Below are 25,984 nucleotides of genomic sequence, written 5' to 3' on the forward strand. Positions count from 1 at the left end.
GAAGGGTGGGAAGCGCCAGCAAATTGCCCCCACTCGCCCCTTCACTCCACCATGTAATCCCGCACCAGCAGCTCGGCGATCTGCACGGCGTTCAGCGCCGCGCCCTTGCGCAGGTTGTCGGCGACGCACCAGAAGGACAGGCCGTTCTCCACCGTGAAGTCGTCGCGGATGCGACTGACGAAGACCGGGTTGTCGCCGGCGACCTCGACCGGCGTGACATAGCCGTCGCTGGTCTGCTGATCGACCACCGAAACGCCGGGGGCGGCGCGCAGGATGACGCGGGCCTCTTCCGCACTGATCGGCTCCTCCGTCTCGATGTTGATCGACAGGGCATGGCCGATGAAGGTCGGCACGCGGACGCAGGTGGCGGCGACCTTGATCTTGGGATCGAGGATCTTCTTGGTCTCCACCATCATCTTCCACTCTTCCCTGGTGGAACCGTCCTCCATGAAGGCGTCGATCTGGGGGATGACGTTGAAGGCGATCTGCTTGGGGAAGACGCTCTTGGCGATGGGGTCGTTGACGAAGATGGCGCGGGTCTGGGTGAACAGCTCGTCCATCGCCTCCTTGCCGGCGCCCGACACCGACTGGTAGGTCGACACCACGACGCGGCGGATCCTGTAACGGTCGTGCAGCGGCTTCAGCGCCACCGCCATCTGGATGGTGGAGCAGTTGGGGTTGGCGATGATGCCGCGCTTGCGATAGCCGACCAGCGCCTCCGGATTCACCTCCGGCACCACCAGCGGCACGTCGGGGTCCATGCGGAAGTGCGAGGTGTTGTCGATCACCATGGCACCGGCGGCGGCGGCGCGCGGCACATGGACGGCCGAGACCTTGGCGCCGGGCGACGACAGCACGATGTCCACGCCATGGAAGTCGAACTTGTTCAAATCCTGGACCTTGAGGATATCGTCCTCGCCATAGGACACCTCCTGGCCGATCGACTTTTCGGAGGCGAGCGCGATGACCTTGTCGGCCGGGAACTTCCGCTCGGCCAGCGTTTGCAGGATCTCGCGCCCGACATTGCCGGTGGCGCCGATGACCGCGACGGTATAGCCCATGACGGTGGATTCCTTCTGCCGAATGTCCGCGAATACAAGAATGGTGCCGGGGGGCGATAGGAGCTAGGCGCTTTCCCCACGAATTGCAACCCGTCCCGGGTGGAAACGGCAGGCGGGGCGGAAACGGCCAATCTGCCGGATTGACATACCGGGGAAGGCAGCAGGAAGATTCACCCACTCAACAGTGCCCGAACGGGCCTCCAGGGAGACTTCACGGATGACCAGCTTCAGGCGCGGCCTTATTGCCCAGACCGTTCTCGGCGCCGCCGCTCTCGCCCTCGTCAGCCTCACCGCCCCGGCCAACGCCGCCACGCCCAAGGATGCGCTGGTGATGGCGTGGCAGTTCGACGACATCGTCAGCCTCGACCCCGGCGAGATCTTCGAGCTGTCGGGCGCCGAATACAGCGCACAGGTCTATGACCGCCTGATCCATTTCGACGTCAACGACGTCAGCAAGATCGAGGGCGAGGTCGCCGAAAGCTGGACCGTGTCGCCCGACGGCAAGACCTTCACCTTCAAGATCCGCAACGGCATCAATTTCCATTCCGGCAACCCGCTGACCGCCGACGACGTGGCGTGGTCCTTCGCCCGCGCGGTGAAGATGAACAAGGGCCCGGCCTTCATCCTGACCCAGTTCGGCCTGACCCCGGCCAATGTCGACCAGATGGTGCGCGCCACCGATCCGCACACGCTGGTCTTCACCACCGACAAGGCCTATGCGCCGACCTTCGTGCTCTACTGCCTGACCGCCGATGTCGCGTCGGTCGTCGATTCCAAGCTGGTGAAGAGCAAGGAGAAGGACGGCGACTTCGGCGCCGGCTGGCTGAAGACCAATTCCGCCGGCTCCGGCCCCTTCATCCTGAAACAGTGGAAGCCGAGCGAGCTGCTGACCTTCGACGCCAACACGAAATACTGGCGCGGCGCGCCGAAGCTGAAGCGCGTGCTGATCCGCCACATCGCCGAACCGGCGACCCAGCGCCTGCTGCTGGAGAAGGGTGACGTCGACGTCGCGCGCAACCTGAAGCCGGAGCAGTTCGAACCGCTGAAGTCCAGCGACGCCATCCGTCTGGTCCAGGCGCCGAAGGGCACGCTGTGGTATCTCAGCCTGAACCAGAAGGTCCCCGCCCTGGCCAAGCCCGAGGTGCGCGAGGCCTTCAAGTATCTGGTCGATTACGACGGCATGGCCGGCTCGATCATGAACGGCATCGGCGCCGTCCATCAGGCCTTCCTGCCCAAGGGCTTCCTCGGCGCCGTCAACGACAACCCCTACAAGTACGATCCGGCCAAGGCGAAGGAACTGCTGGCGAAGGCCGGCTATCCCGACGGCTTCACCGTCAGCATGGACGTGCGCAACACCAACCCGACCCAGGACATGGCCCAGGCGATCCAGGCCAGCGCCGCCAAGGCCGGCGTGAAGATCGAGATCATCCCCGGCGACGGCAAGCAGGTGCTGACCAAGTTCCGCGCCCGCAACCATGAACTGATGATCCAGCAGTGGGGCGCGGATTACCAGGATCCGAACTCCAACGCGGACACCTTCGCCTCCAACCCGGACAACAGCGACGACGCCAAGTCCAAGCCGCTGGCCTGGCGCAACGCCTGGGACATTCCGGAACTGACCAAGAAGACCGCCGCCGCGGTCGAGGAGCGCGACAGCGCCAAGCGCGCCAAGATGTACGAGGAACTGCAACGCTCGGTCCTGGCCGACTCGCCCTTCGTCATCATGTTCCAGCAGACGGAGATGGTGGCGGAGCGCAAGAACGTCAGCGGCCTGGTCTGGGGTCCGAGCTTCGACACCAACTACTACTGGAAGGCCGATAAGAAGTAAGGATGCGCAGGGGGCGCCGACCGCGCCCCCTCCTGTTGCTCACCCCCAGGCCCGCGCGTCCTCGACCACGGTGGCGAGGCTGTCGGACAGGCCGGTCAGCACGCCGCGCTGGATGTCGGCCGCCGGCACCACGCCGCCCTTGCCGTCCGGCAGGTCGCGGGTGGCGGTGGCCGACGCCACGACCGTCACCCGCCAGCCATGATCCACCGCCGATCGCGCGGTGCTGCTGACGCAATTGTGGGTCATGAAGCCGGCGACGATCATCTCCGTCCGCCCGGTATCGCGCGCCACTGTCTGCAGATCGGTCCCGGCGAAGGCGTTGGCAAGCTTCTTGACGATCACCGGCTCGTCCGCGCGCGGGGCGACCGCCGGGACGATCTCCGCCATCGGCCCGGTCGGGTCGAACACCGGCGCACCCGCCGCGGTGTGATGGACGATGTGGATCACCGGCACGCTGTTGGCGCGGGCAAGGGCCAGCAGCGCCGCCGCCTGCTCCACCGCCGCATCGACGCCGGACAGCCGCAGGGCACCGTCGGTGTATTCGCGCTGCAGATCGATCAGCACCAGAACCGCCTTCTCGAGCGGGGCGGGAGTGCTCGGCGCGCCGACGATCTGGCGCAGGGTCCGGGCGGGAAGGGTCGTCATCGGGAAATGCTCCGCAGTCGTTGAATGGTGATGGAGGCCATGCTGCCCCGTTCACCGATGCGCAGCCATCCGTTATCCTTGCACGATGACTGTTCAGAAATTCACAGGCCCGCTCGACTGGGACGATCTGCGCGTTTTCCTGGAACTGGCGCGCGCCGGCAGTCTGTCTGCGGCGGCACGCAGCCTTCGGCTGAGCCACGCCACGGTGGGGCGCCGGCTGGCTGCACTTGAGACCACGCTCGGCCGCAGCCTGATGGAGCGCCGCCCGGACGGCTATGTCCTGACCCAGGAGGGCGAGAGCGTCCGCGCCCTGGCCGAGGCGATGGACGAGCGGGCACAGGCGATCCGCCGCCGCGAGGGCAATGCCGCCGGGCTGACCGGCACCGTCAGATTGACGATGACCCAGGCGCTGGCCGACATCTTCCTGATCCCCCGGCTGGGGCCGCTGCGGTCGGCCAACCCGTCCCTGGACCTGGAAATCCTCGTCGACAACCGCACCCTCAGCCTCGCCCGGCGGGAGGCCGATCTGGCGATCCGGCTGGCCCGTCCGCAGCGCGGCGACTTGGTCGGGCGGCGGCTGGCGACGCTGGGCTATGGGCTCTATGCCGCACCGGACGCCCCCGACACGCTGATCGCCTATGACGAGTCGATGGCGGAGTTGCCGGAGGCGCTGTGGCTGGACCGTCATGGCGGCGGCCGGCGCGTCGCCTTCCGCTCCAACAGCGTGCAGGGCCAGCTTGCCGCGGCGGTCGCCGGCTTCGGCATCGCCTTCCTGCCCTGCATGCTGGCGGACGGCGTGCCGGGACTGGAGCGCCGCCCGCTGCCCGGCCCGCCGCTGACCCGCGAGGCGTGGCTGCTCGTCCACCGCGACCGCCGCGAGGTGCCGCGGGTGCGAACGGTAATCGAGCATCTGGTGGCGGTCTTCACCACCGGGAAGGAGCGGTTGGCGGGAGGCGCCGTCGCTCAGTAACGCGCCGCCATGAAATACAGCCCGTCCGGCGGGCAGGTCGGCCCGGCCTTGGCGCGGTCGCGGGCCTCCAGCGCGCGGCGGACATCGTCTGGAGTCCATTTGCCGGCACCGACCAGTTCCAGCGTGCCGACCATGTTGCGGACCTGATGGTGCAGGAAGGAGCGCGCGGCGGCATGGACGCGGATTTCCTCGCCCTGCCGCTCCACATCCAGCCGGTCGAGCGTCTTCACCGGCGACTTCGCCTGACACAGCGCGGCGCGGAAGCTGGTGAAGTCATGCTGGCCGACCAGCACCTGCGCCGCTGCGTGCATCGCCTCCGCGTCCAGCGGGCGCGTGACGTGCCATGCCCGGCCGGCGTCGAGTGCCAGCGGCGCCCGGCGGTTGACGATGCGGTAGACGTAGGCGCGGCCGGTGGAAGTCAGGCGGGCATGGAAGTCCTCGGCCACCGCCTCCACCTCCAGTACCGCGATAGGGGCCGGCTTCAGGTGGAAGTTCAGGGCGTCGCGCAGCTTGAGGCCGGTGAAGGGCTTTTCCAGGTCGAAATGGCAGACCTGCCCCAGCGCATGAACCCCGGCGTCGGTACGGCCGGAGCCATGGACCCGCACCACCTCGCCCGACAGGCGCTGCACCGCCTCTTCCAGGCTCTGCTGGACGGAGGGACCGTTGTCCTGGCGCTGCCAGCCGACGAAGGGACGGCCGTCATACTCGACGGTCAGTTTCCAGCGCTGCACGGCGGTCAGTCCGCAACGGTCTCGGCGGAGACCGGCTGCCCGACCGCCAGCGCGAAGCCGCGCAGGAAGGCGGCGCCATCCACCGGCGCCTTGCCCGGCCGCTGTACCTTGGTCAGCCGCACCGCACCATCGGCGCAGGCGACCGTCAGCCGGTCATCGAGCAATGTACCGGGCGTGCCGGTGCCAGCGGCAGGTTCGGCGGCCAGCACCTTGATGCGCTCGCCATTCGCCGCATCGAACCAGCAGCCGGGCCACGGCGTCAGCGCCCGCACCTGCCGCTCGACGTAATCCGCCGGCTGGGTCCAGTCGAGCCGGCCATCCTCGCGCGCCAGCTTGGCGGCGTAGGTGACGCCCTCTTCCGGCTGCGGCACCGCGGCCAGCGTGCCGGCGGCCAGACCTTCCAGCGCCGGAACGATCATGCGGGCGCCGAGCGCGGCCAGTTCGTCATGCAGGCTGCTGGCGGTGGTGGCGGGGGTGATCGCCACCGCCTCCTTCGACAGCATGGCCCCGGTGTCGAGGCCGATGTCCATCTGCATGATGGTGATTCCGGTCTCGGCATCGCCGGCCAGGATGGAGCGCTGGATCGGCGCCGCCCCGCGCCAGCGCGGCAGCAGCGAGCCATGCACGTTGACGCAACCCAGCCGCGGCGCGTCGAGGATCGGCTGCGGCAGGATCAGGCCATAGGCGGCGACCACCGCGACGTCGGCCTTGAGGTCGGCGAACTCCGCCTGCGCCTCGGCATTGCGCAGGCTCTTGGGCGTGCGGACGGGGATGCCGTGCTCCTCGGCGAAGCGGTGGACGGGCGATTTCTGCACCTGCTGACCACGGCCGGCCGGGCGAGGCGGCTGGCTGTAGGCGCAGACCACCTGATGCCCCGCCTCGATCAGCGCGGCAAGGCTGGGCACGGCGAAGTCCGGCGTGCCCATGAAGACGAGACGGAGCGGAGTCATGGGAGCTGTTCGAGGCGGATCAGGCCGTCGCCTTCTGCATCTTCTGGACCTTCTTCAGCAGGATGTTCCGCTTCAGCATCGACAGGTAATCGACGAAGAGGACACCGTTCAGATGGTCGATCTCATGCTGGATGCAGGTGGCGAGCATGCCGTCGGCCTCCATCTCCTGCTGCTGGTTCTTTTCGTCCAGATAGCGGACGCGGATGCGCTGGGGACGGGTGACCTCGGCATACTGCTCCGGCACCGACAGGCAGCCTTCCTCGCACACCGACTTCTCGTCGGACGACCAGACGATTTCCGGGTTGGCGAGGCGCATCGGGTTCGCCGGCTCGCCCTTCTCATGGACGTCGACGACGATGACACGGTCGAGCACGCCGACCTGCGGGGCGGCCAGACCGATGCCGTTGGCGTCGTACATGGTCTCCACCATGTCGTCCATCAGCTTGACGACGCGCGCATCCACTTCGGCGACGGGTTGCGCCTTGCGCTTCAGGATCGGATGCGGGGCGACGAGGATCGGAAGACGGGCCATGGGTACTCGATGCTGGTAGGGGGAGTTCAAACGGACAAAGTAGGCGGACAGGCCGATTTGGTCAAGGAATCGGACCTGTGCGAACGAAGCTGCCATGCGCTGCTTCATGCCCTCTCCCGCCCCGGGAGAGGTAGGGGACCCGCGCCGTAGGCGTGGGGAGGGTGAAGGGTAACCCAAGAATCCGGAAGCGCATGGTTTCTTGGAATGCCCCTCACCCTTCCCATGCTCCGCATGGGCCCCTTCCCTCTCCCGGGGCGGGAGAGGGAATGGAGGAGGTTGCGCCGGACGCCGCTTGGGCGTAGTCGATGCCGATCATGCCTGACGCGACCACCGCCCCTCCCCCTCCGCCCAGTTGGACCCAGGACGCCGCCCTGGCGCTGGTGTTCCTGACCCGCCTGCCCTTTCCTCCGCTGGGTCCGCTCAACGGCTCGTTGGCCGAGGGCGCGTCGGCGCGGGCAATGGGATGGTTTCCACTTGTCGGCGCGCTGGTCGGACTGGCGGGCGGGGCGGTCTTTGCGGCGGCGGCACTGCTTCACCTGCCGCCGTTGGCCTGCGCGCTGCTGGCGCTGGCGGCGACCGTGCGGCTGACCGGCGGGCTGCACGAGGATGGCGCGGCCGACGTCGCCGACGGCTTCGGCGGCGGGCGCGATCTGGCACGCAAGCTGGAGATCATGCGAGACAGCCGGGTCGGCAGCTATGGCGTGTTGGCGCTGGTCTTCTCCATCGGCATCCGTGCGTCGGCGCTGGCCGCCCTGCCGGTGCCGGCGGCGGTCGCGGGGATGGTTGCGGCCGGCGCCCTGTCGCGCTGTGGGCTGGCCGCGATGGCGCGCGTCCTGTCCCCGGCGCGGCGCGACGGGCTGGCGGCGGCACAGGGCCGCCCGGCGATGACGACGGTGCTGCTGGCGCTCGTCTCCGGCACGGCGCTGGCGGCGGTCGCCCTCCGCGGCTTGGTCCTGCCGGCGCTGGCGGCCTCGCTCCTGGCGGTGGTCGCGGTGGCGGTGCTGGCCCGGCGGCAGATCGGCGGGCACACCGGCGACGTCTTCGGCGCAGCACAGCAGGTGGCGGAGGCCGCGGTGCTGCTGACCCTCTCGGCCTTCCTTGGAGCAGTCGCATGAGCGCGGTGAGCCTCACCCCCCTGACCGTCACCCGCTGGTGGCTGATCCGCCATGCGCCTGTCCACAATCCCGACAACGTGATCTGCGGGGCGAGCGACCGCGAGGCCGACACCGGCAACGGCGCCGCCGCCACCGCGCTCGCGGCCAACCTCCCCGCCGACGCCCTGTGGCTGACCAGCCCGCTGCGCCGCAGCCGCCAGACCGCCCAGGCGCTGTGGAGCCGCAACCCTCGGCTTGCCGACACCGCCGTCGTCGAGCCGGCGCTGGCCGAGCAGGATTTCGGCGAGTGGGAGGGCATCAGTCACGACACCGCGGCCTTGCGCGATGCCGAGGCGGCGGCGCGCTTCTGGCGCAACCCGGCCCGCCACGCCCCGCCCGGCGGCGAGAGCTTCGCCACGGTGATGGAGCGCACGGCGGCGGCGCTGCGGCGGCTGACCGACCTTCATGGCGGACGCGATGTGGTTGCGGTGATTCATGCCGGCAGCATCCGGGGCGCGCTGGCATTGGCGCTGGATCTCACGCCGGAGGCGGCGCTGCGGCTGCGGATCGACCCATGGTCGCTGACCCGGATCGACCACTATCACGCCGGGACAGGATCCTGGTCTGTCGGGGGAGTGAATTGGCAGGTCGGAACATTCTGACCCCGGTGGGCGTTCCCCAGTCTCCGTTGGGCTACCGAACGAGAGGCAGACCATGGTCCATAGCACCACCGCCGGCCATAACCCGGACCAGGGCGAAGTCAAGAAGCTCTGGGAAATGATGAAGAGCGTCCAGGTCGCGATGATGACGACGCTGGACGACAACGGCCGGATGAACTCCCGTCCGATGGCGACGCTGTCCCATGCGGGGTTCGAAGACGGAACCTTGTGGTTCTTCACCCGCGCCCATTCCGAAAAGGTGGACGAGATCGACCGCCACTGGCGCGTCAACCTCGCCTACGCCAACCCCGACAAGCAGGATTACGTGTCCGTCTCCGGCGTCGCCGAAGTGGTGCGCGACCGCGACAAGATCCGCTTCCTGTGGCGCGACATCATGAGCACCTGGTTCCCCCAGGGTCCGGACGATCCCGAGGTGGCGCTGCTGAAGGTGTCGGTCGATCAGGCCGAATACTGGGACAGCCCGTCGAGCACCATGGTCTACGCCTATGGCTATGTGAAGGCGAAGCTGACCGGCCAGTCGCCGAATCCGGGCGACAACGCGAAGATCGCGTTCCAGTAAGGCGCGTGCGATGGGCGCTCCGGCGCCCATCACCCCCGGAATTTCGTCTTCAGAACTTCACGAAACGGTTGAACCACCGCCCCAGCGGCCCGGTCAGCCTCAGCCCGCCGATGGTGGTGGCGAGGCACAGGCAGCCTTCCGGGTCCGACACCGGCCGGTGGACCAGCGACGGATCGCCGATGGCGAGATCGCCGGGCAGGAAGGCGCCGAACTCGTCGGAGAAGCCGCCCTCCAGCACCACGGTCAGCTCGATGCCGCCATGGGTGTGCTGCGGCACGCCGACGCCGCCCTTCATGCGGATCAGCCGGGTGGTGCCGTTCGGGCCCGACAGCAAATCCATGCAGCGCATGCCCGGCTGAAGAAAGCGCCAACCGCCTTCCCCGATCCGCCCCTCGCGGTCGAGCCGCCCGCGCAGATAGCTGCGCAGCGGTTCCGGATAGCGCGACTGTTCCGGCGACGGCTTCACCGCCGGACGGCAGGGCGCCGGCCGCTCGTGGTCCAGGCGGGCCATCAGCGCTTCCAGGCAGCCGTCGGACAGCGGTTCCGGCTCCAGATCGTCCAGCAGGGCGCCGCCGATCGCCTCCATCTCCGCCACCGTGTGGCGGCAGGCGGGGCAGAAGGCCATGTGGGTGGCGACGGCCAGCGAAGCGCCCTCGCACAGGGCGCCGCCGGCATAGTCGATCAGCAGGGTATCGCCGGGGTGGTGGCTCGGCCGGTTCATCGGAAATGCCTCATCCGACATCCTTCATCGACCGGCGCAGGCGATCCATCGCCAGCCGCAGGCGCGATTTGACGGTGCCGAGCGGGATGCCGTTCTCCGCGGAAATGACGCTGTGCGGCTTGTCCTCGAAATAAGCCATGCGCAGAAGCTCGGCCTGTTCCGGCGGCAGATCCTTCAGCGCGGCGCGCAGGCGTCCGCTGCTTTCCTTCGCTTCGATCCGGCGGTCGGCGGACTCGTCGGGTTCGGGCACGAGGGCGGGATCGTCGGGATCGATCTCCGGCCGCTGTTCGCGGCGCAGCACATCGATTCGCTTGTTGCGGGCGATGGTGAACACCCAGGTGCCGGCCGAGGCGTGCCTCGGATCGTAGGTTTCGGCACGACGCCAGACCAACAGCATGACCTCCTGAACAAGCTCTTCCGCCGCACCGGAATCGCATCCCAACCGGCGCAGATACGTTTTCAGCCGCGGCGCGAAGTGGCCGAACAGCACCCCGAACGCCTGTTTGTCCCGCTCGCGCCCGACGGCGACGAGCAGGGATTCCAGGCTGGGGGCCGTGTCGGCCGCGGGGGTGTGCTGGTCCTGCATGGTCCCATTCAAGGGGAACATCGGCCGCCGCACAAGCCGGGGATGGCACCCATTCCCGGAATTCGCGGCAGCGCCCCCTTTTTCAAGGACCCTGCGTCAATCCTGCATCCCGCGGGTCTTCACGCCGGGCTGTATGTCGCATCGTGACCTTCGGTACGCAACCGCCCGACCGTCGGATCACGAAAAAACCCGACACGGGGCATTTTGTTCGGATTTGCCGGACGATTCGATCAGAGACTATCTGATGAAGCCCATGGCGCGCAGGGCCTCCGCCACCTCGGGCGTTTCCAACGCCTCGACGAAGCGGCGGACGGCCGGGCGGTCGCGGCGGGCGGTTGGGATGACGAAGTCGTAATGCTCCTCCTGCAGCGGCAGGAAGCCCAGTCCGTAGAGGTTCGCCGCGGTTTCGATGGCGACGCCCCAGTCGGCGCGGTTCTGCGCCACCGCGACGGCCACCGCATTGTGCGACTTGGCCTGTGTCCAATAGCCGGTCGGCCGTGCCGCGCCCAGCAGCCGGTCGGTCAGGATGCGGGTGCCGCTGCCGGCATTGCGGTTGATCAGGATGCAGTCGGCCAGACCGGCGACCGCTGCGACCGCCTCCGCCGCCGTCCTGCCCTCGAACCGCGGGTCGCCGCGGCGGAAGACGATGCCCTGCATGCGGCGGTAGCCGGTGACGAGATCCAGCCCCGGCGCCAGGAAGGGCGTGTTGTAGGCGCCGGTGGCGGGGTCCATCAGATGGACAGGGGCGATGTCGCACTCCCCGCGCCGCGCCGCCGCCAGCCCGCCCATCGAGCCGACATTCAGCGCCTTGACGCTCATCCCCTCGGCGATCAGCCGGCCGACCACAGCGTTCAGCCCGATGCACTGGCTGCCGACCACGATCAGGTCGGCCGGCGACAGGGAGCGGCCGAGCAGCTGGACCGATACCGGCGTGCCGGCCTCCATCGCCTCCGCCTGGGCGTCGATGGCCAGGAAGCCGTCGGCATGGCTGAAGGCGGTGACCGCGCCCGACCCCTTGGACAGCGGATAAGCCGCCAGCTCGTCCTCGTTGGCTCCATGGACCAGCGAGACCATCACATATTCGGTACGTCCGCGCTCCGACCCCAGCCGCACCGGCAGGGTGGCCGGCACCTCTTCGGCAAGCGCCGGCGGCAGGCCGGCCAGGGCGCGGATCACCGGCGCGACGAAGCTGTGGAAGGTGAACATGGCCGATGTGGGGAAGCCCGGCAGGATCACCACCGGCTTGCCGCCGGTCACCGCGAGGCACAGCGGCTTGCCCGGCTTCAGCGCCACGCCGTGGGCGACGATGCCGGGATCGGACAGCCGCGCCACGATGCGGTGGGAGCGGTCGCCGGCCCCCTTCGACGTGCCGCCGGACAGCAGCAACGCGTCGCATTCCAGCCCCTGGGCGACCAGCCGCTCCAGCGCCGCGTCCTCGTCCGGCGCGATGCCCAGCGGCACCGGTTCGCCGCCCAACTCGGCCACCGCGGCGGCCAGGATGGCACCGTTGCTGTCATAGACCGCCCCGGTGCGGATCGGCTGGCCGGGCGCCACGATCTCGTCGCCGGTCGACAGGATGGCGACGCGCGGCCGGCGCACCACCGGCACCTCGGCCAGCCCGATGGCGGCCAGCACGCCGATCTCGCGCGAGGTCAGCGACTGGCCCCGGCGCAGCACCACCTCGCCCCGCCCGATGTCGGAGCCGGCGGCGGCGACGAAGGCACCGGGCGTCGCCGGACGGGTCAGAGTGACGAACAGGCCGTCGGGCCGCTCCGCCGCCTCGGTCGTCTCCACCATCACCACGGCGTCGGCGCCACGCGGCAGCATGCCGCCGGTGGCGATCACGGTGGCGGTGCCGGGCTCCACCGTCAGTTCGGGGGCATGGCCGGCCGCCAGTACCTCGTCGTTCAGGCGCAGGGCGACCGGACGATCCTCGGCCGCCCCCACCGTGTCGGCGGCTCGCACGGCGAAGCCGTCGACCACCGAGCGGTCGAAGCCGGGCACGTCGACCTCCGCCACCACGTCGGCGGACAGGATGCGGCCCAACGCGGCGGACAGCGGCACCCGCTCCTCCCCCCGCGGCGACAGGTCGAGATGGCGGTGGAAACGGGCGCGCGCCTCCTCCCCGCTGACCACCTCCAGGAACTGGTCCTGGCGGGCGGCCTGGGCGACGAAACGGCGGATGTCCTCACGGCTGCGGTCGGAGCTGTGCACGCGGCAAACCCTTGAGCAAAAATCAGGCGAAACGATACATGGTGACTGAGGCGCCGTCCGGCACGCCTTCGCTGTCCGCCCCGATCAGGACGAAGCCGTCGGCCCGCGCCGCCGCCGCCAGTCCCGGCCAGTTGGGCGAGGCCACCGGCTCCACCCGGCCGTCCTCGTCCAGCCGGACCCGGTGCAGGTCATAGCTGCCGATCTCCGACACCAGCTTGCGCGTGGTCACCGCCTCGACCGTCGCATGCGGCAGAGCGGCCGGCAAGCCGGCGGCACGACGCACCGCCCGCCCGGCCAGCAGCTCATAGGCCGCCAGCGCCGCCATCGGCTCGCCCGGCAGCAGCAGGACCGGAACGCCGCCCGCAAGCCCGCCGGCGATCCCCAGCCCGGCGCTGCCCCCCGGCCGCATGGCGATGCCGTGCAGGTCGAGGCTGCCGGCCTGCGCCAGCGCGGGCGGCGCCACATCGTCGGGACCGGTGCCGGTGCGTCCGGCCGACAGGATCAGGTCGGCGCCCGGCCGGGCAAACGCCTCGGCCAGGGCGTCGAGGTCGGCCGGCAGTTCCTCGACCGCCTCGACCACACCGCCGTCGCGCGCCACCAGCGCCGCCAGCATCGCGCCGTTCTGCTCCGGCGCGCCCGCCTTGGGTCCGCCGGCCAGCAGGATGCGCACACGCGGCGCCGGCAGGACCGGCACGGTGCCGTGCCCGGCGGCGGCGAGCAGGCCGAGATCGCCGGGGCGCAGGCGCCGTCCGGCCGGCAGCAGCGGACTTCCGGCGACGGTCCAGGCGCCGTGCCGCTCCACCCCGCTGCCGGGCGCCACCGTGTCGATCGCCTCGATGAAGGGTCCGACGGCCTGTGCCGCCTCGTAAGGGATCACCGCGTCCGAGCCCGGCGGCAGCGGGTCGCCGGCGCTCACCGCCACCGCCGCCGTCAGCGGCACCGGGTTGTAGGAGCCGGCCCCCAGCGTGTCGGCCGCCGCCACGGCAAAGCCGTCCACCGCCGCCCGGTCGGCCGGCGGCCAGTCGCCCACCGCCGCGACCGCATCGGCCAGCCGCTGCCCGACACACGCCCCCAGGGGCAGAAGCCGTGCGGGCGGCGGGGCGACCCGGTCGTCGACCCAATCCCAGGCGTCGGTCAGGGGCGCGCGGCGGATGAAGCCACGGCCACGGACGTCATGGATGGACGACGAGGGCGGCCGGGCGGTCACAGCGCCGGCACCGTGGCGTCCTGCACGCGGTTCCGGCCGGTGCGCTTGGCCCGGTAGAGCAACTGGTCGGCCATCTCCGCCAGTCTTTCGGGACTGCTGTCGGCGGACGGGATCACGGTGGCGACGCCCAGGCTGATGGTGACATAGGAGGCGACCGGCGACTGCGCATGCGGGATGCGGCGCTCGGCGACGCCGGCCCGGAACCCCTCGGCCACGCGGGCGGCGCCGGGGCCGTCGGTCTCCGGCAGCAGGCAGACGAACTCCTCGCCGCCATAGCGGGCGACAAGATCGCTCGGCCGCCTTGCCCGCTCCGCCAGCACCTCGGCCACGATGCGCAGGCATTCGTCGCCGGTCTGATGGCCGTACTGGTCGTTGTAGGCCTTGAAATGGTCGACATCGAGGATGATGAGCGACAGAGGCAGGTGCGACCGGGCGCAACGCCGCCATTCGCGCGCCATCGCCTCGTCGAAGCGGCGGCGGTTGGCGATGCCGGTCAGCCCGTCCAGGAAGGACAGGCTGCGCAGCAGGTCGGCCTGCCGTTTCAGCAGCAGATGGTTGCGCACCCGCGCCTTCACGATGGGCGGGCTGATCGGCTTGGTGATGAAGTCGATGGCCCCTACCTCCAGCCCACGGGTCTCGTCCTCCACCTCGCTCTTGGCGGAGATGAAGATGACGGGTATGTCGTGGGTGGTGGGATCGTCCTTGATGCGGCGGCACACCTCGAACCCGTCCATCCCCGGCATCATGATGTCCAGCAGGACGAGGTCGGGCATCCGCGCCTGGACCAAATCCAGCGCCTTTTCGCCGTCGGTGGCGAAATAGATGTCGTAATCGTCCTTCAGGATGCGGCTGAGCACATGGACGTTGGACGGGATATCGTCAACCACCAGGATTTTCGGGCGGGGCTCGGCCATGGGCGCGTTCAGACCGTCGGTAGCGAAAGGCCGAGGTCGCGTGCGATCCGCTGCACAATCCCAAGCGCCTTGGTGAAGTCCAGAGCGTCGATGGCGGCGGACAGCCCCTTCATCGTCGAAGGCTCGATCCAGTCCGTCAGCAACGGCGCCAGCATAGCGAACTCTTCCGCCGCTGCGAAGTTGCTGTCCTGCAACAATGTTGCGAATTGCGGGAGCTGCCCGGCCAGCAGCCGCCGGCTTTCCGCCGACCGCGCGGGCGTGGCCGGATCTCCCGCCCCTCCGTCGGCCGCCCCCCCGGCGGTCTCCGCCTGCAGCCGGCGTGCGCTATCCAGCACCAGCGCCAGTTCGGCACGCAGCACCGGCACCTCGGCCGCCGCCGCCGCGGCATCCCCGCGCTGGGCCGCGATCTGCACCGAATCGGCGGACTCCGACAGCCGGCGGGCGCCGACGTTGCCGGCGACACTCTTCAGCTCATGCGCGATGGATTTCGCCGCCGACAGGTCGCCGCCCTCCAGCGCTCCGGCGATCCGTTCGACGACATCGCCATAGCTCCCGGCGAACTGGCCGATGAAGCGGCGGAACAGGCCGGCGTCGCCGTCCAGCCGGTTGAGCGCGTCGGCAAGGTCGATGCCCGGCAACTCGTCAGGCAAATTGGCCCCGCGGCCGGCCGGCGCGGGCGAAGCGGCGGCGATGCCCGACGCGGATGTGCCGGCGGCCATCAGCATGGCTTCCCCCCGGGGCGGGATCGGCCCGGCACCACAGGGCGTGGAGGGCCGGACAGCCACCAGCGGCGGGCCGATCCAGCGGGCCAGCGTGGCGAACAGCTGCGGCAGGTCGAGCGGCTTCGGCACATGGGCGTCCATTCCATTGTCGAGGCAGCGCTGCCGATCGGCCGGCAGGGCGCTCGCGGTCATCGCGATGATCGGCAGTTTTTGTCCGCCCGGCAGCGCCCGGATCGCCGCGGTGGCCGCGAAGCCGTCCATGTCCGGCATCTGCACGTCCAGCAGCACGGCGTCGAAGGGCTGCTCCGATGTCCGCACGCACTCCACCGCCTGCCGCCCGGTGTCGGCCGTTGTGATGCTCGCCCCGGCGCGTTCGAGGATCTCCTGCGCCACCTGACGGCTGATGGCGTTGTCGTCGGCCAGCAGCAGGCGACGGCCATGCAGCCCCCGGCTGGCATCCCAGACCGGCCCGCACAGCCCGCCGCCGGGCGATGCGGCACCCTGCTCCCCGGCGGGCGCCGGGACCGGAACCGGCAGGCGGAGACCGCCTTCGGCATGGCCACCTTTGGCATAGGCGACCGTCACGGCGTCGAGCAGGGTGGAGGCGGTGACCGGCTTCACCAGGAAACCGGAGATTCCGGCCTCCTCGAACCGGCTGCCCAGCCGCTCGCGGCCATAGCCGCTGATGACGATGATCATCGGCGTGCCGGACTCGGCATCGGCGCGGATGCGGCGTGCGGCCTCGATGCCGTCCATCCCCGGCATCTTCCAGTCCATCAGCACCACGTCATAGGCATGGCCGGCGGCGGCGGCGCGCTCCAGTTCGGCGATGGCGGACCGCCCGTCGCAGCAGGCGCTGACCGTCCAGCCGAAGGCGGTGGCGATCTCGCCCAGCACGTCGCGCGCGGTGGGGTTGTCGTCGACCACCAGCACCGTCAGGTCGCGCGGCACCGCCCGCAGCGGCAGGGCCGGTCGTCCCGCCGCACCGCGCTGGAGGCCGAATTCCGCTTGGAAGCGGAAGACGCTGCCCTTGCCGGGTTCGCTCTCCACATCCATGGCGCCGTTCATCAGCCGGACCAGCCGCGCGCAGATCGCCAGCCCCAGACCGGTGCCGCCGAAGCGCCGCGTGGTGGAGCTGTCGCCCTGGCTGAAGGCCTGGAACAGCCGCTCGCGCTGTTCCGGCGCGATGCCGATGCCGGTGTCGCGCACGGCGAAGTCCAGCACGGCGCGCTCGTTGCTCAGCGACCGCACCCGCACCGACACCACCACCTCGCCGGCCTCGGTGAACTTGATGGCGTTGCCGGTCAGGTTGATCAGGACTTGCTGAAGACGCAGCGGGTCGCCGATCAGATCCAGCGGCACGTCCGGCGCGACGGAGAACAGGACGTCGATGTCCTTCTCCTGCGCGGCCGACCCGACGATCACCGCCAGCGTCTGCAAGAGGTCGTCCAGGCGGAAATCGACCCGTTCCAGCTCCAGCTTGCCGGCCTCCACCTTGGAGAAGTCGAGGATGTCGTTCAGGATGCCCAGCAGCGATTGCGCCGAGACCCGCACCTTCTGCACATAGTCCGCCTGCCGGCCGGTCAGCTCCGTCTGCTGCAGCAGGTGGATCAGCCCGAGGATCGCGTTCATCGGCGTGCGGATCTCGTGGCTCATGTTGGCCAGGAACTCGCTCTTGGCCCGGCTCGCCGCCTCCGCCGCCAGACGGGCGCGCTGCATCGCCGCTTCGGCCCGCTTGCGCTCGGCGATCTCGTGGAAGACCACCACGGCGCCCTCCACCTTGCCGTCGGCCAGCATGGGCGAGGCCGTATATTCGACCAGGAACGGCTTGCCGGTCTTGGTCCAGTATGTGTCCTCCAATCCGCGGCGGCTTTCCCCGCTCAGCAGCACCTCGGTCACCGGGCATTCCAACGCCGGGAAATGGCTGCCGTCGGCGCGGCGGGAATGGATCAGCAGATGCAGGTTGCCGCCCAGCAGCTCCTCGTTGGCATAGCCGGTCAGGGCGGAGGTGGCAGGGTTGGCGAAGGTGATCAACCCCTGGCGGTCGACGCCGCAGATGCTGTCGGACGCCGAATGCAGGATCAGGTTCAGCCGGCGGTTGGCGCTGGCGAAGGCCTCGTTGGCGGTTTCCAGCTCGCGCTTCTTGGCGTCCAGCTCGGCATTGGTGTCGGCCAGTTCGCGGCGTCCGGCGACCTCGCGTTCCAGGCTGCGCAGCGCGGCATAGGCCAGCCCGGCGCAGGCCAGCACCGCCAGCCCGACCAGGATGCTGCCGCGTAAGGACCGCTCCCGCCAGGGCGCCAGTTCCGTCCCCTCCGACAAGGCGACGAAGACGACCAGCGGCAGGGTCGGTACCCGCTGGTAGGACAGGATGCGCCTGCCCGCCGGCCCGTCCACCTCGAATGTCTCGGTCGCAGCCTCCGCCGCATGGCGCAGCACCGTCGGCCCTTCCGGCCCGTCCAGCGGTTCGGTGGAGGGGAAACGCAGCACCGGCTTGCCATCGGTGCGGTAAAGCGCGATCGCCGATCCGTGGCCGAGATCCAGCCCCTCGAACAGCATCCGATAGTAATCGATCTCGATGTTGGCGTGGATGACGCCCAGGAAACGGCCGTCCTGCAGGATGGAGCGGCTGACGGTGAAGGACTGGGCGCCGGTCAGACGGCCGGTGATCCGCTCGCCGACATGGAAATCGGCGCCGTCCCGGTGGGCCTGGAAATAGGCACGGTTGGACGCGTTGCCGGCCGGCGCCGGGAACTGGCGGCTGGACAGGATGTTGTCGCCGGTCGGGCCATGCACCCACAGCGCTGCAATCTCCGGCAGGTTCTCCACCATGTCGCGGATGGTGATCCAGGCTTCGCGGTTGGTGTCCAGGCCGACCATGCCGTGGTGATGGATCAGATCCTGCGCGCGGCCGATGGCGAGGTCGGCGGTTGCGACCGTTCGCCGCACATGCTCCTGCAGCAGCCGGGCGGTGGATTGGGCCTGTTCCCGGCTGTGGCGCAGAGTCTCTTCGCGATCGGCCCAGACGACGGAGCCCCAGAAGCCGGCACCCAGCAGCGCGATCAGGGCGAAGGCGGCGGCCAGCAGCAGGCGGGTCCGCGTGGGCGACAGCGTGAGAGCCGCAGCGTCGATCCCGTGTCTGTCCATCATTGCCGAATCATCGCCGCCCGCCGGCCCTTCCGCCTAGATCGGTCGGAGTATGGTCTTGCGCCGGCTGAGACCGCAAGCAACTTGATGGGTGCAACGATGGCGTTGGCGACACCCGGCACTTGCGGGGGACCCCTCCGGTACAGCCCCCCTTGCCCCGCCTGCGTTTCCGCGCGGTCTGCGGCATCGTCGCCATAGTCACGCCCGATATTTGTCTCAACCGTCGTCCGATCCTCCGTTTCGCCGTGAAAGCGCCCGTCCGATGGCCGACCGCCTTACCCCGTCGCTCAAGCCTCTTCTGGCCGGCCTGCTCGCGCTGGCCGCCGGAACCGCCCTCGTGCAGGCCATGCTGCCGGCCGCCGCCCTGGCCCAGGCGGCGATGACCGGCCCGGTGCGTTCCGACCCGATGCAGACGGTCGGCGCCGAGGTCCATGTGCGGATCGAAACGCTGCCGAAGCCCTACGCCACCCCCGCCGTCGCCAACCAGGCGGTGGAGGTGCCGCGTCCGGAGGACCAGCCGCTGCGCGTCCCGCGCGGCTTCACCGTCACCCTGTTCCGCGACCATGTGGAGAATGCGCGCAACCTGCTGGTCCTGCCCAACGGCGACGTGCTGGTGGCGCAGCAGCGGCCGGGCAGCCTGACCCTGCTGCGCGATGCCGACGGCGACGGCCGGGCGGAGATGGCCCAGGTCTGGGCCGACGGATTCGACCATCCCTTCGGCCTCGCCTTCCACGACGGGGCGGTGCTGGTCGGCGATCTGGCCGGCGTGTGGCGGCTGCCCTGGACCGCCGGGACCGTCCAGGCGGGGGAACGGCGGCGGCTGACGGCCGAGGGCGCCTTCGGCCGGCGCGGCGGCCATGCCACGCGCTCCATCGCGGTGGCGCCGGACGGGCGGCATTTCTATGTCGGCATCGGATCGGAATCGAACATCGGGGTGGAACCCGAACCGCGCGCCACCATCCAGGAATTCCGCATGGACGGCAGCGGCCAGCGCACCTACGCCGCCGGCCTGCGCAACCCGGTCGGCCTCGCCTTCAAGCCCGGCACCGGCGACCTCTATGCCGTGGTGAACGAGCGCGACGGGTTGGGCGACCAGCTGGTGCCCGATTTCCTGACGATGGTGAAGCCGGGCGGCTTCTATGGCTGGCCCTATTCCTACATCGGCGACAACCCGCAGCCGGACCTCGCCGAACGGCGCCCCGACCTGGTGAAAGCCGCGCTGGTGCCGGGGCTGCTGTTCCAGGCGCATTCGGCGCCGATCGGGCTGGTCTTCGGCGACGCCACCCATTTCCCGGAGCGCTACCGCATGGGCGCCTTCGTCTCGCTGCACGGCTCCTGGAACCGGTCGCGCCCCACCGGCTACGCCGTCGCCTTCGTGCCCTTCGACACCGCGCCGTTCGACAAGAGCAAGCCGACCGGCACCTACGAGACCTTCGTCACCGGCTTCCGCGTGACCAGCCCCGCCGGCACCGCCACCGGAAGCGCCGCCGAGGGTGACGAGACGCCGAAGGTCTGGGGCCGGCCAAGCGGATTGGCGGTGACCGCCGACGGCGCCCTGCTGATCGCCGAGGACGCCTCCGGTTCGGTCTGGCGCATCGCCTATGCCGCGGCGGACAAGGAAACGGAGAAGGATCCGGCGAGGGGCCCCAAGCGCTGAGCGCTGAATACCGGGCGCTGAACACCGGGCGCTGAGCGCTCAGCAGCATTCGTCCTCCAGCTGGCGCAGCATCGCCAGCCCGTCCTCGTCGTCATGCTCCTCGAACAGGTCGGCGATGTAATAGATGTTGGCGCAGAGCAGGCACAGCCCGTCGGCCTGCCGCTTCAGCGGGTCCTCGGCGACCGCCAGCTTGGCGCGGAACCGCTCCCAGAAGGCGTTGGTCTTGGCGGGATCGTCGATGTGCATGTACAGCCGGTCGATGATGCGGCGGCTGTTGCCGTCGCAGTCGATGCCCTTGAACGAGACGTAACGGTCGGGCGCGTCGATGCTGTCCACGGTGGCGGTCTCCTGTAGCGATGCGGAGTGGGGAACATTGCGCCGATGCTCTCCCGCCCGCGGCCCCACCCTCAAGCGGGCCTGCACCAAGCGCATCCGGCTCGCGCGAACGGCCGGATCGCCGCACGAACGGTGCCGTCCTACAGCGCCAGCCGCTTCTTCAGCGCGTCGGCCCGGTTGCGGCTGACCGGCACGCGGGGCGCGCCGGGGGCGGCCATGACGAAGGCGGCGCGGCCGTCCTGCCGTTCCACCGCGCGGGCATGGCGCAGGTTGACGATGTAGCCGCGATGGGTGCGCACGAAGGACCGGGCGTCGAGCCGCGCCTCCAGCTCCGACAAAGGCAGGCCGCAGAAGAAGGCGCCGTCGGCGGTGTGGACGGTGGTGTAATGGCCGTCGGCCTGCAGATAGACGGCATCGGCCGGGTCGAGCAGCACGATGCCCTGCCCCTTCTCCACCGGCAGCTTGACCAGCGGTTCCGGCGGCGGAATCGCCGTGGCCTGTGGCTCTGCCGCAGCGGGCCGCACCGCCTCCATCAGCATCAGGGCGGTGACGGCGCTCCCCTCCGCCACCAGCGCGGCGGGCGCCAGCGCGGTGGCCTTGACCACCAGCACCCGGCCGGGCAGCGCCACCATCATCGAACAGGCGGACGCCGGCGCGGACGGATCACCCGCCGCGGCCAGCAGCAACTCCACCTTGGCCCTATGCGAGGGCGGGTGCAAATCGTGCAGATAGGCGCCGGCCAGCCCGGCCGCCCGTTCCCCCAGCAGCCGCACCGCCGCCGGGTTCAGCGCCAGCACCCGCCGCGCGCCGTCCAGCAGCACCAGCCCGACATCCATGTTCTGCAGCGCATAGTCCATGGACGCCCACTATAGCGGGGATTCAGTCCTGGCTCCCGCCTTTCCGCTTGTCGCCCTGGACCAGGGCGGCGACGACGCCGTGGAAGGTGCGCACCTCCTGCTCGGTCATCTCCATCCGCTCGAAGGCGTTGCGCAGGGTGCGGACCATCGACGGGCGCTTTTCCTCGCTGGTGAAGAAGCCGGTGCGGTCCAGCGCCGCTTCCAACCGCTCGAAGAAATTCACCCGCTCCGCCATCGTCGCCGGGCGGGTCTGGCCGGTGTGCAGGAAGCGGTCGGGCGTGCGGTCTCCGGCCTGGAACCACTCATAGCCGATCAGCAGCACCGCCTGCGCCAGGTTGAGCGACGAGAAGGCCGGGTTCAGCGGCACCGTCACCAGCGTCTGGGCGAAGGTCAGGTCGTCGTTGACCAGCCCGGTGCGCTCCGGCCCGAACATCACGCCGACCTTCTGCCCGGCGGCATAGCGTTCCCGCATCTCGCCGGCCGCGACGCGCGGGGTGACGAAGCGCTGGATCATGTCGCGGGTGCGCACCGTGGTGGCGAAGACTGACTCCAGATCGGCGACCGCCTCGGCCGTCGTCTCGAAGATCTTCGCATTGTCGATGACGAGGTCGGCGCCAGACGCCGCCGCGCTGGCCTTCGCGTTCGGCCAGCCGTCGCGCGGCTTGACGAGGCGAAGGTCGGTCAGCCCGCAATTCAGCATCGCGCGCGCACAGGCGCCGATGTTCTCGCCGAGCTGCGGCTGCACCAGGATGACGGCCGGGCCGCCAAGGATGGATTCGCGGGTGGGGTTCTGGCCGGAGGTCATTGGACGTAAGTGGTTCGAGTGGCAAACACTTGCCCCCACCCCGACCCTCCCCCGCTGGGCGGGGGAGGGAGCAAGTGCTTGTTCGGGAGAGGGGCGGCAGTCCCTCCCCCGCCCAGCGGGGGAGGTTAGGTGGGGGTCTAACTCCCCTATTCCTGCTGCTCCGCCGGCTCCGCCTCGACCTTCACCGGGCCGCCGTCGATGGCGGTCAGGCGCTTCTTCAGGTCGGAAACGTCGGCATACAGGCGTTTGAGGCGGGCGAGGCCCTTGTATTGTTCGAAGGCGCGGGCGCGCGGCACGGCGGGGTAGCCCATCCACACCGACTTCGGCGGGATGTCCATGCCGACGCCGGAATTGGCGGCCACCACCGCGTCGCTGCCGATCTTCACATGGTCGGCGACGCCGACCTTGCCGGCCAGCACCACGCGGTCGCCGATCTCCGTGCTGCCGGCGATGCCGACATGGCCGCACAGCATGCAGTTGGTGCCGACCTGGACGTTGTGGCCGATCTGGACGAGGTTGTCGATCTTGGTGCCGTTGCCGATGCGGGTGGCCGTCACCGTGCCGCGGTCGATGGTGGCGCCGGCGCCGATCTCGACATCGTCGCCGAGGATCACCGTGCCGATGGAATTCACCCGCCGGATCATCACGTTGGTGCCGACGACGCGGCCGGTGGTCTTGGCCGATTCGACGCTGCCCGGCTCGGGCGTGACGAAGCTGAAGCCGTCATTGCCGACGGCGGCGTTGGGATGGATGATGCAGCGGGCGCCCATCTCCACCCGCTCGCCGATGCGGGCACCGGGATGCAGCAGGCAGCCCTCGCCGATCACCGCGTCGGCGCCGACGGTGACGTGCGGCAGGATGACGACCCCGGCCCCGATGCGGGCGCGCGGGCCGACATAGGCGAAGGGGGCGATGGAGGCATCGGGCGCCACCACGGCGTCGGGCGCCACATAGGCCTGCGGCGACACGCCCGGTTCGGCATGGACCGGACGCTCGAAGATGTCGAGCATCCCGGCCATGGCATAGCGCGGACGCTTCACCACGATGCGGCCCTTGATCGTGTCCGGCACCTCGACCCCTTCGGCGACCACGGCGGCGACCGCCTTGCTGCCGGGCAGCAGGGCCAGCAGGTCCTTGTCCATCGCCAGCGCCAGATCCTGCGGCCCCTCCGCTTCCGACGGATGGACGGCGCGGAGGATGGTGAGGGAGCCGTCGCCTTCGACCGCGGCGCCCAGCGCTTCGGCGATCTCGGTGAGGGTCATGGGGTGCTTGGTCATGGTCGGAACACCGGCGTCATGGTCTTCAAAGGCCGCCCCGACGGACGGCGCGGCGGACCCTAACACGGGCGTCCGGCCAATGGCGAGGCATCAGAACGCGGCGCCGGCCTGCGCCTTCCCCGTCCGGCCATCCTTGGCACCCGGCCGCAGCCAGCCCTTCACCCGCTCCTTCACCCGGCGCATCAGCGGCTGGCGCGCCTGCACCGCGTAGTATTTGCGCACCGTCTCCAGGATCTCCCAGGTGCCGGTGAAGCCCATCGGCAGCACAAGCGCGTCGCCGGCCTTGTATTCGCGCGGGGAGCCGCCCTCCGGCGTGATAATGACCCGGCCGGACAGCAGCACGCAGAATTCGTGGTACGGCCAGTCCTTCATGGCGACGAGGCCCGGCGTACACTGCCACACCCCCGACCGGAAGCGGCTGTAGTCGCCTTCGAAGATGTTGCGGTGAATCTCCAGCGGCTGGCCGGACAGGATGGCGCCGAAGACCGCCGGCTTGCCGACCTCGTCGTCGGCGATGCGGCGGCTGTCGATGGGGATGGGGGTGTGGTCGGGCATCGGCTCTCCCGGTTGGAAGGTGGAGGGTCGGTGCGCACGGGGCCACGGCAGAGCCACGATCCGGGGGCGCCCCTGCGCAACACCTCACACCGCCGAAGGTTCCCCCACCTGCGAAAAAATTTCAGCCGCCGAGATTGACGATCTCCACCCGCCGGTTGGCCGCCGCCTTGGGCTGGTCGGGCAGCAGCAGCTCCCGCGCGCCCATGCCCGACGCCTCCAGCCGGTTGCGGCGGATGTGGTGGTGCGACACCAGATACTCGACCACCGCCGCCGCCCGCCGTTTGGACAGGGCAAGGTTCGCCGCGTCGCCGCCGACGCCATCGGTGTGGCCGACGATGCGAAAGCGGGTGTTGCCGGCCGCCGCCATCACCGTTGCCACCTTGTCGAGGGTCGCCCGCGATTCCGGGCGGATGCGGGCGGAGTTGAAATCGAATTCCACCCGGAAGGCGGCGCGCAGTTCCGGCGCCGGCATCGCCGCCGGTCCCGGCAGGGGCGGCACCGTCACCGGCGCCGGCCGCCCGGTCGGAGGTGAAGCCGGCGAAGCGGCCGGCGGCGGCACGGCCGGCCGCTGCATCGCCACCGGCGGGCAATTGGGGCCGGTGGTGCCGAGCAGCGCCGCCTGGATCTCGCACTCGCTGGGGTTCGGCCCCATCGGCATCGCCGGACTTGGCAAGCCCTGGGCGCCCGCCGCGACCGGCAAAGCCAGCCAGACGCAAGCGCCGAGCATCAGGCCCAGCCGCATGGCCGCATTGTTCGGACCGCGGACGGTCGTGTAAAATTGCTCGTGGAACAGTCCTGCGTGCATCTGTACGATCCCGATCCGTATCTTTCGTATAGGGCGCTTGGGAGGAAACAAGCATGAAATCGCTGAAGGCTCTGCTCGCCGGCATCGCGCTGGCCGCGCTGACGGTTCCGGCCTTGGTTGCCGGTGCGGCGAACGCTGCCGACTACAAGGCGGAGTACAAGCTTTCCACCGTTCTGGGCAAGCCCTTCCCCTGGGGTGTCGGCGGCGACCGCTGGGCCGAATTGGTCAAGGAGAAGACCGGCGGCCGCATCAACATCAAGATGTATCCCGGCACCTCGCTGGTGAACGGCGACCAGACCAAGGAATTCACCGCGCTCCGCCAGGGCACCATCGACATGGCGGTCGGCTCAACCATCAACTGGTCGCCGCAGGTGAAGGAGCTGAACCTCTTCTCCCTGCCCTTCCTGATGCCCGACCACAAGGCGCTCGACGCCCTGACCCAGGGCGAGGTCGGCAAGAAGCTGTTCGACCTGCTCGCCACCAAGGACGTGGTGCCGCTGGCCTGGGGCGAGAACGGCTTCCGCGAGATCTCCAACTCCAAGCACCCGATCCGCACGCCGGCCGACCTGAAGGGGATGAAGATCCGCGTCGTCGGCTCGCCGCTCTATCTCGACACCTTCACCGCGCTGGGCGCCAACCCGACGCAGATGAGCTGGGCCGACGCGCAGCCGGCGCTGTCCACCGGCGCCGTCGACGGGCAGGAGAACCCGCTGGCCATCTTCGTCGCCGCCAAGCTCGCCACGCTGGGGCAGAAGAACCTGACCCTGTGGGGCTATGTCGCCGACCCGCTGATCTTCGTCGTCAACAAGGAAGTCTGGGCCAGCTGGTCGAAGGAAGACCAGGAGGCGGTTCGCGCCGCCGCCGTCCAGGCCGCGGCGGAAGAGGTGGCCCTCTCCCGCAAGGGCATCACCGCCGAGGACGACAGCCTGCTGAAGGAAATCACCGCCCAGGGCGTCGATGTGGTGCGCCTGACGGCGGAGGAGCAGAAGGCCTTCCAGACCGCCACCCAGCCGGTCTTCGACAAGTGGACCAAGCAGATCGGCCCCGATCTGGTGAAGGCGGCGCAATCCGCCATCGCCGCGCGGAAGTGATCCTTCTTCGCTGATGTGACGACTGACGGCGCCCTGCGGGGCG

Annotated in this window: 24 protein-coding genes; 7 read left to right on the forward strand and 17 right to left on the reverse strand. The window is 69.8% G+C overall.

The annotated features are described in order from the left end of the window. Nucleotides 1-41: 41 nt before the first annotated feature. Nucleotides 42-1,061, reverse strand: a complete 1,020-nt coding sequence (locus tag PWS46_RS10755; RefSeq protein WP_434614804.1) for an aspartate-semialdehyde dehydrogenase — start codon at nucleotides 1,059-1,061, stop codon at nucleotides 42-44. A 217-nt stretch (nucleotides 1,062-1,278) separates the two neighbouring features. Here PWS46_RS10755 and PWS46_RS10760 point away from each other — a divergent pair, with 217 nt between their 5' ends. Then, entirely contained in the window at nucleotides 1,279-2,889 is a 1,611-nt protein-coding gene (locus tag PWS46_RS10760) for an ABC transporter substrate-binding protein (protein WP_434614806.1), read from the forward strand. A 39-nt stretch (nucleotides 2,890-2,928) separates the two neighbouring features. Here PWS46_RS10760 and PWS46_RS10765 read toward each other — a convergent pair whose 3' ends face one another. Further along, the gene (locus tag PWS46_RS10765) at nucleotides 2,929-3,534 is read right to left on the reverse strand and encodes a cysteine hydrolase family protein (protein WP_434614809.1); all 606 of its coding nucleotides are present in this window, start codon (nucleotides 3,532-3,534) and stop codon (nucleotides 2,929-2,931) included. An 85-nt stretch (nucleotides 3,535-3,619) separates the two neighbouring features. Between PWS46_RS10765 and PWS46_RS10770 the strand changes: the two genes are divergently transcribed. Beyond that, nucleotides 3,620-4,504, forward strand: coding sequence for a LysR family transcriptional regulator (locus tag PWS46_RS10770; protein WP_434614812.1), 885 nt, complete (start codon nucleotides 3,620-3,622; stop codon nucleotides 4,502-4,504). Here PWS46_RS10770 and truA read toward each other — a convergent pair. From truA to def, 3 genes are read right to left on the reverse strand one after another with little or no spacing between them, the layout of a single operon-like run. Continuing rightward, complete coding sequence (gene truA / locus PWS46_RS10775; RefSeq protein WP_434614815.1) at nucleotides 4,498-5,235, reverse strand: tRNA pseudouridine(38-40) synthase TruA; 738 nt, start codon at nucleotides 5,233-5,235, stop codon at nucleotides 4,498-4,500. The two genes, PWS46_RS10770 and truA, sit on opposite strands and share 7 nt — an antisense overlap. Before the next feature lie 5 nt (nucleotides 5,236-5,240). Continuing rightward, nucleotides 5,241-6,185, reverse strand: a complete 945-nt coding sequence (gene fmt / locus PWS46_RS10780) for a methionyl-tRNA formyltransferase (RefSeq protein ID WP_434614818.1) — start codon at nucleotides 6,183-6,185, stop codon at nucleotides 5,241-5,243. 19 nt (nucleotides 6,186-6,204) lie between these two features. After that, nucleotides 6,205-6,717 carry a peptide deformylase gene (gene def / locus PWS46_RS10785; protein ID WP_109150857.1) on the reverse strand — a complete coding sequence of 171 codons (513 nt, stop codon included), beginning with the start codon at nucleotides 6,715-6,717 and terminating at the stop codon, nucleotides 6,205-6,207. 314 nt (nucleotides 6,718-7,031) lie between these two features. Between def and cobS the strand changes: the two genes are divergently transcribed. The 3 genes from cobS to PWS46_RS10800 are packed head-to-tail and all read left to right on the forward strand — an operon-like array spanning nucleotide 7,032 to nucleotide 9,050. Beyond that, the gene (cobS, locus tag PWS46_RS10790) at nucleotides 7,032-7,832 is read left to right on the forward strand and encodes an adenosylcobinamide-GDP ribazoletransferase (RefSeq protein WP_434614821.1); all 801 of its coding nucleotides are present in this window, start codon (nucleotides 7,032-7,034) and stop codon (nucleotides 7,830-7,832) included. Further along, the gene (locus PWS46_RS10795) at nucleotides 7,829-8,473 is read left to right on the forward strand and encodes a histidine phosphatase family protein (protein WP_434614823.1); all 645 of its coding nucleotides are present in this window, start codon (nucleotides 7,829-7,831) and stop codon (nucleotides 8,471-8,473) included. The genes cobS and PWS46_RS10795 overlap by 4 nt, the downstream gene beginning before the upstream one ends. A gap of 52 nt (nucleotides 8,474-8,525) precedes the next feature. Continuing rightward, nucleotides 8,526-9,050 carry a pyridoxamine 5'-phosphate oxidase family protein gene (locus PWS46_RS10800; protein WP_434614826.1) on the forward strand — a complete coding sequence of 175 codons (525 nt, stop codon included), beginning with the start codon at nucleotides 8,526-8,528 and terminating at the stop codon, nucleotides 9,048-9,050. A gap of 49 nt (nucleotides 9,051-9,099) precedes the next feature. Here the strand turns inward: PWS46_RS10800 and PWS46_RS10805 are convergent, their stop codons facing one another. The 6 genes from PWS46_RS10805 to PWS46_RS10830 form a co-directional block, all read right to left on the reverse strand. Continuing rightward, complete coding sequence (locus tag PWS46_RS10805; protein ID WP_434614828.1) at nucleotides 9,100-9,771, reverse strand: ChrR family anti-sigma-E factor; 672 nt, start codon at nucleotides 9,769-9,771, stop codon at nucleotides 9,100-9,102. A 10-nt stretch (nucleotides 9,772-9,781) separates the two neighbouring features. Beyond that, entirely contained in the window at nucleotides 9,782-10,357 is a 576-nt protein-coding gene (locus tag PWS46_RS10810) for a sigma-70 family RNA polymerase sigma factor (RefSeq protein WP_434614831.1), read from the reverse strand. A 237-nt stretch (nucleotides 10,358-10,594) separates the two neighbouring features. After that, the gene (locus PWS46_RS10815; RefSeq protein WP_434614833.1) at nucleotides 10,595-12,571 is read right to left on the reverse strand and encodes a molybdopterin biosynthesis protein; all 1,977 of its coding nucleotides are present in this window, start codon (nucleotides 12,569-12,571) and stop codon (nucleotides 10,595-10,597) included. A gap of 22 nt (nucleotides 12,572-12,593) precedes the next feature. Further along, nucleotides 12,594-13,778 carry a molybdopterin-binding protein gene (locus tag PWS46_RS10820; protein ID WP_434614836.1) on the reverse strand — a complete coding sequence of 395 codons (1,185 nt, stop codon included), beginning with the start codon at nucleotides 13,776-13,778 and terminating at the stop codon, nucleotides 12,594-12,596. Continuing rightward, entirely contained in the window at nucleotides 13,775-14,692 is a 918-nt protein-coding gene (locus tag PWS46_RS10825) for a diguanylate cyclase domain-containing protein (protein ID WP_434614839.1), read from the reverse strand. The genes PWS46_RS10820 and PWS46_RS10825 overlap by 4 nt, the downstream gene beginning before the upstream one ends. An 8-nt stretch (nucleotides 14,693-14,700) precedes the next feature. Beyond that, a complete protein-coding gene (locus tag PWS46_RS10830; RefSeq protein WP_434614842.1) occupies nucleotides 14,701-18,561 on the reverse strand; it encodes a response regulator in 3,861 nt (1,286 codons plus the stop codon). 259 nt (nucleotides 18,562-18,820) lie between these two features. Between PWS46_RS10830 and PWS46_RS10835 the strand changes: the two genes are divergently transcribed. Further along, complete coding sequence (locus PWS46_RS10835; protein ID WP_434614845.1) at nucleotides 18,821-20,215, forward strand: PQQ-dependent sugar dehydrogenase; 1,395 nt, start codon at nucleotides 18,821-18,823, stop codon at nucleotides 20,213-20,215. A gap of 39 nt (nucleotides 20,216-20,254) precedes the next feature. On the opposite strand, the gene cowN is transcribed toward PWS46_RS10835, so the two are convergent. From cowN to PWS46_RS10865, 6 genes are all read right to left on the reverse strand, one after another. After that, nucleotides 20,255-20,551 (reverse strand): N(2)-fixation sustaining protein CowN, encoded by a 297-nt coding sequence (cowN, locus tag PWS46_RS10840; protein ID WP_149268171.1) that lies wholly within the window; start codon nucleotides 20,549-20,551, stop codon nucleotides 20,255-20,257. Between the two features lie 140 nt (nucleotides 20,552-20,691). After that, entirely contained in the window at nucleotides 20,692-21,408 is a 717-nt protein-coding gene (locus tag PWS46_RS10845; protein ID WP_434614848.1) for a LytTR family transcriptional regulator DNA-binding domain-containing protein, read from the reverse strand. Nucleotides 21,409-21,430: 22 nt separating this feature from the next. Beyond that, entirely contained in the window at nucleotides 21,431-22,213 is a 783-nt protein-coding gene (locus PWS46_RS10850) for an RNA methyltransferase (protein WP_295830429.1), read from the reverse strand. A 146-nt stretch (nucleotides 22,214-22,359) separates the two neighbouring features. Further along, the gene (locus PWS46_RS10855; RefSeq protein ID WP_434614851.1) at nucleotides 22,360-23,490 is read right to left on the reverse strand and encodes a UDP-3-O-(3-hydroxymyristoyl)glucosamine N-acyltransferase; all 1,131 of its coding nucleotides are present in this window, start codon (nucleotides 23,488-23,490) and stop codon (nucleotides 22,360-22,362) included. Between the two features lie 90 nt (nucleotides 23,491-23,580). Beyond that, nucleotides 23,581-24,045: a cupin domain-containing protein gene (locus PWS46_RS10860; protein ID WP_434614854.1), complete on the reverse strand. Its 465-nt coding sequence runs from the start codon at nucleotides 24,043-24,045 to the stop codon at nucleotides 23,581-23,583. A 121-nt stretch (nucleotides 24,046-24,166) separates the two neighbouring features. Next, the gene (locus tag PWS46_RS10865; protein WP_434614856.1) at nucleotides 24,167-24,850 is read right to left on the reverse strand and encodes an OmpA family protein; all 684 of its coding nucleotides are present in this window, start codon (nucleotides 24,848-24,850) and stop codon (nucleotides 24,167-24,169) included. Nucleotides 24,851-24,903: 53 nt separating this feature from the next. Between PWS46_RS10865 and PWS46_RS10870 the strand changes: the two genes are divergently transcribed. After that, the gene (locus PWS46_RS10870; RefSeq protein ID WP_434614859.1) at nucleotides 24,904-25,941 is read left to right on the forward strand and encodes a DctP family TRAP transporter solute-binding subunit; all 1,038 of its coding nucleotides are present in this window, start codon (nucleotides 24,904-24,906) and stop codon (nucleotides 25,939-25,941) included. Nucleotides 25,942-25,984: the final 43 nt, after the last annotated feature.

Origin of the sequence: Azospirillum sp. B2RO_4 (genome assembly GCF_051124815.1) — a bacterium.
Lineage (GTDB): Bacteria > Pseudomonadota > Alphaproteobacteria > Azospirillales > Azospirillaceae > Azospirillum.

Excerpts from the sequence above, each read along its gene's own strand:
- PWS46_RS10795 (WP_434614823.1), top strand. The coding sequence starts at position 7,829 with ATGAGCGCGGTGAGCCTCACCCCCCTGACCGTCACCCGCTGGTGGCTG.
- PWS46_RS10845 (WP_434614848.1), bottom strand. The coding sequence starts at position 21,408 with ATGGACTATGCGCTGCAGAACATGGATGTCGGGCTGGTGCTGCTGGAC.
- fmt (WP_434614818.1), bottom strand. The coding sequence starts at position 6,185 with ATGACTCCGCTCCGTCTCGTCTTCATGGGCACGCCGGACTTCGCCGTG.
- PWS46_RS10850 (WP_295830429.1), bottom strand. The coding sequence starts at position 22,213 with ATGACCTCCGGCCAGAACCCCACCCGCGAATCCATCCTTGGCGGCCCG.
- PWS46_RS10830 (WP_434614842.1), bottom strand. The coding sequence starts at position 18,561 with ATGATGGACAGACACGGGATCGACGCTGCGGCTCTCACGCTGTCGCCC.
- PWS46_RS10835 (WP_434614845.1), top strand. The coding sequence starts at position 18,821 with ATGGCCGACCGCCTTACCCCGTCGCTCAAGCCTCTTCTGGCCGGCCTG.
- cobS (WP_434614821.1), top strand. The coding sequence starts at position 7,032 with ATGCCTGACGCGACCACCGCCCCTCCCCCTCCGCCCAGTTGGACCCAG.
- def (WP_109150857.1), bottom strand. The coding sequence starts at position 6,717 with ATGGCCCGTCTTCCGATCCTCGTCGCCCCGCATCCGATCCTGAAGCGC.
- PWS46_RS10810 (WP_434614831.1), bottom strand. The coding sequence starts at position 10,357 with ATGCAGGACCAGCACACCCCCGCGGCCGACACGGCCCCCAGCCTGGAA.
- PWS46_RS10825 (WP_434614839.1), bottom strand. The coding sequence starts at position 14,692 with ATGGCCGAGCCCCGCCCGAAAATCCTGGTGGTTGACGATATCCCGTCC.
- PWS46_RS10870 (WP_434614859.1), top strand. The coding sequence starts at position 24,904 with ATGAAATCGCTGAAGGCTCTGCTCGCCGGCATCGCGCTGGCCGCGCTG.
- PWS46_RS10805 (WP_434614828.1), bottom strand. The coding sequence starts at position 9,771 with ATGAACCGGCCGAGCCACCACCCCGGCGATACCCTGCTGATCGACTAT.
- PWS46_RS10770 (WP_434614812.1), top strand. The coding sequence starts at position 3,620 with ATGACTGTTCAGAAATTCACAGGCCCGCTCGACTGGGACGATCTGCGC.
- PWS46_RS10755 (WP_434614804.1), bottom strand. The coding sequence starts at position 1,061 with ATGGGCTATACCGTCGCGGTCATCGGCGCCACCGGCAATGTCGGGCGC.
- PWS46_RS10865 (WP_434614856.1), bottom strand. The coding sequence starts at position 24,850 with ATGCACGCAGGACTGTTCCACGAGCAATTTTACACGACCGTCCGCGGT.
- PWS46_RS10860 (WP_434614854.1), bottom strand. The coding sequence starts at position 24,045 with ATGCCCGACCACACCCCCATCCCCATCGACAGCCGCCGCATCGCCGAC.
- PWS46_RS10800 (WP_434614826.1), top strand. The coding sequence starts at position 8,526 with ATGGTCCATAGCACCACCGCCGGCCATAACCCGGACCAGGGCGAAGTC.
- PWS46_RS10765 (WP_434614809.1), bottom strand. The coding sequence starts at position 3,534 with ATGACGACCCTTCCCGCCCGGACCCTGCGCCAGATCGTCGGCGCGCCG.
- PWS46_RS10760 (WP_434614806.1), top strand. The coding sequence starts at position 1,279 with ATGACCAGCTTCAGGCGCGGCCTTATTGCCCAGACCGTTCTCGGCGCC.
- PWS46_RS10855 (WP_434614851.1), bottom strand. The coding sequence starts at position 23,490 with ATGACCAAGCACCCCATGACCCTCACCGAGATCGCCGAAGCGCTGGGC.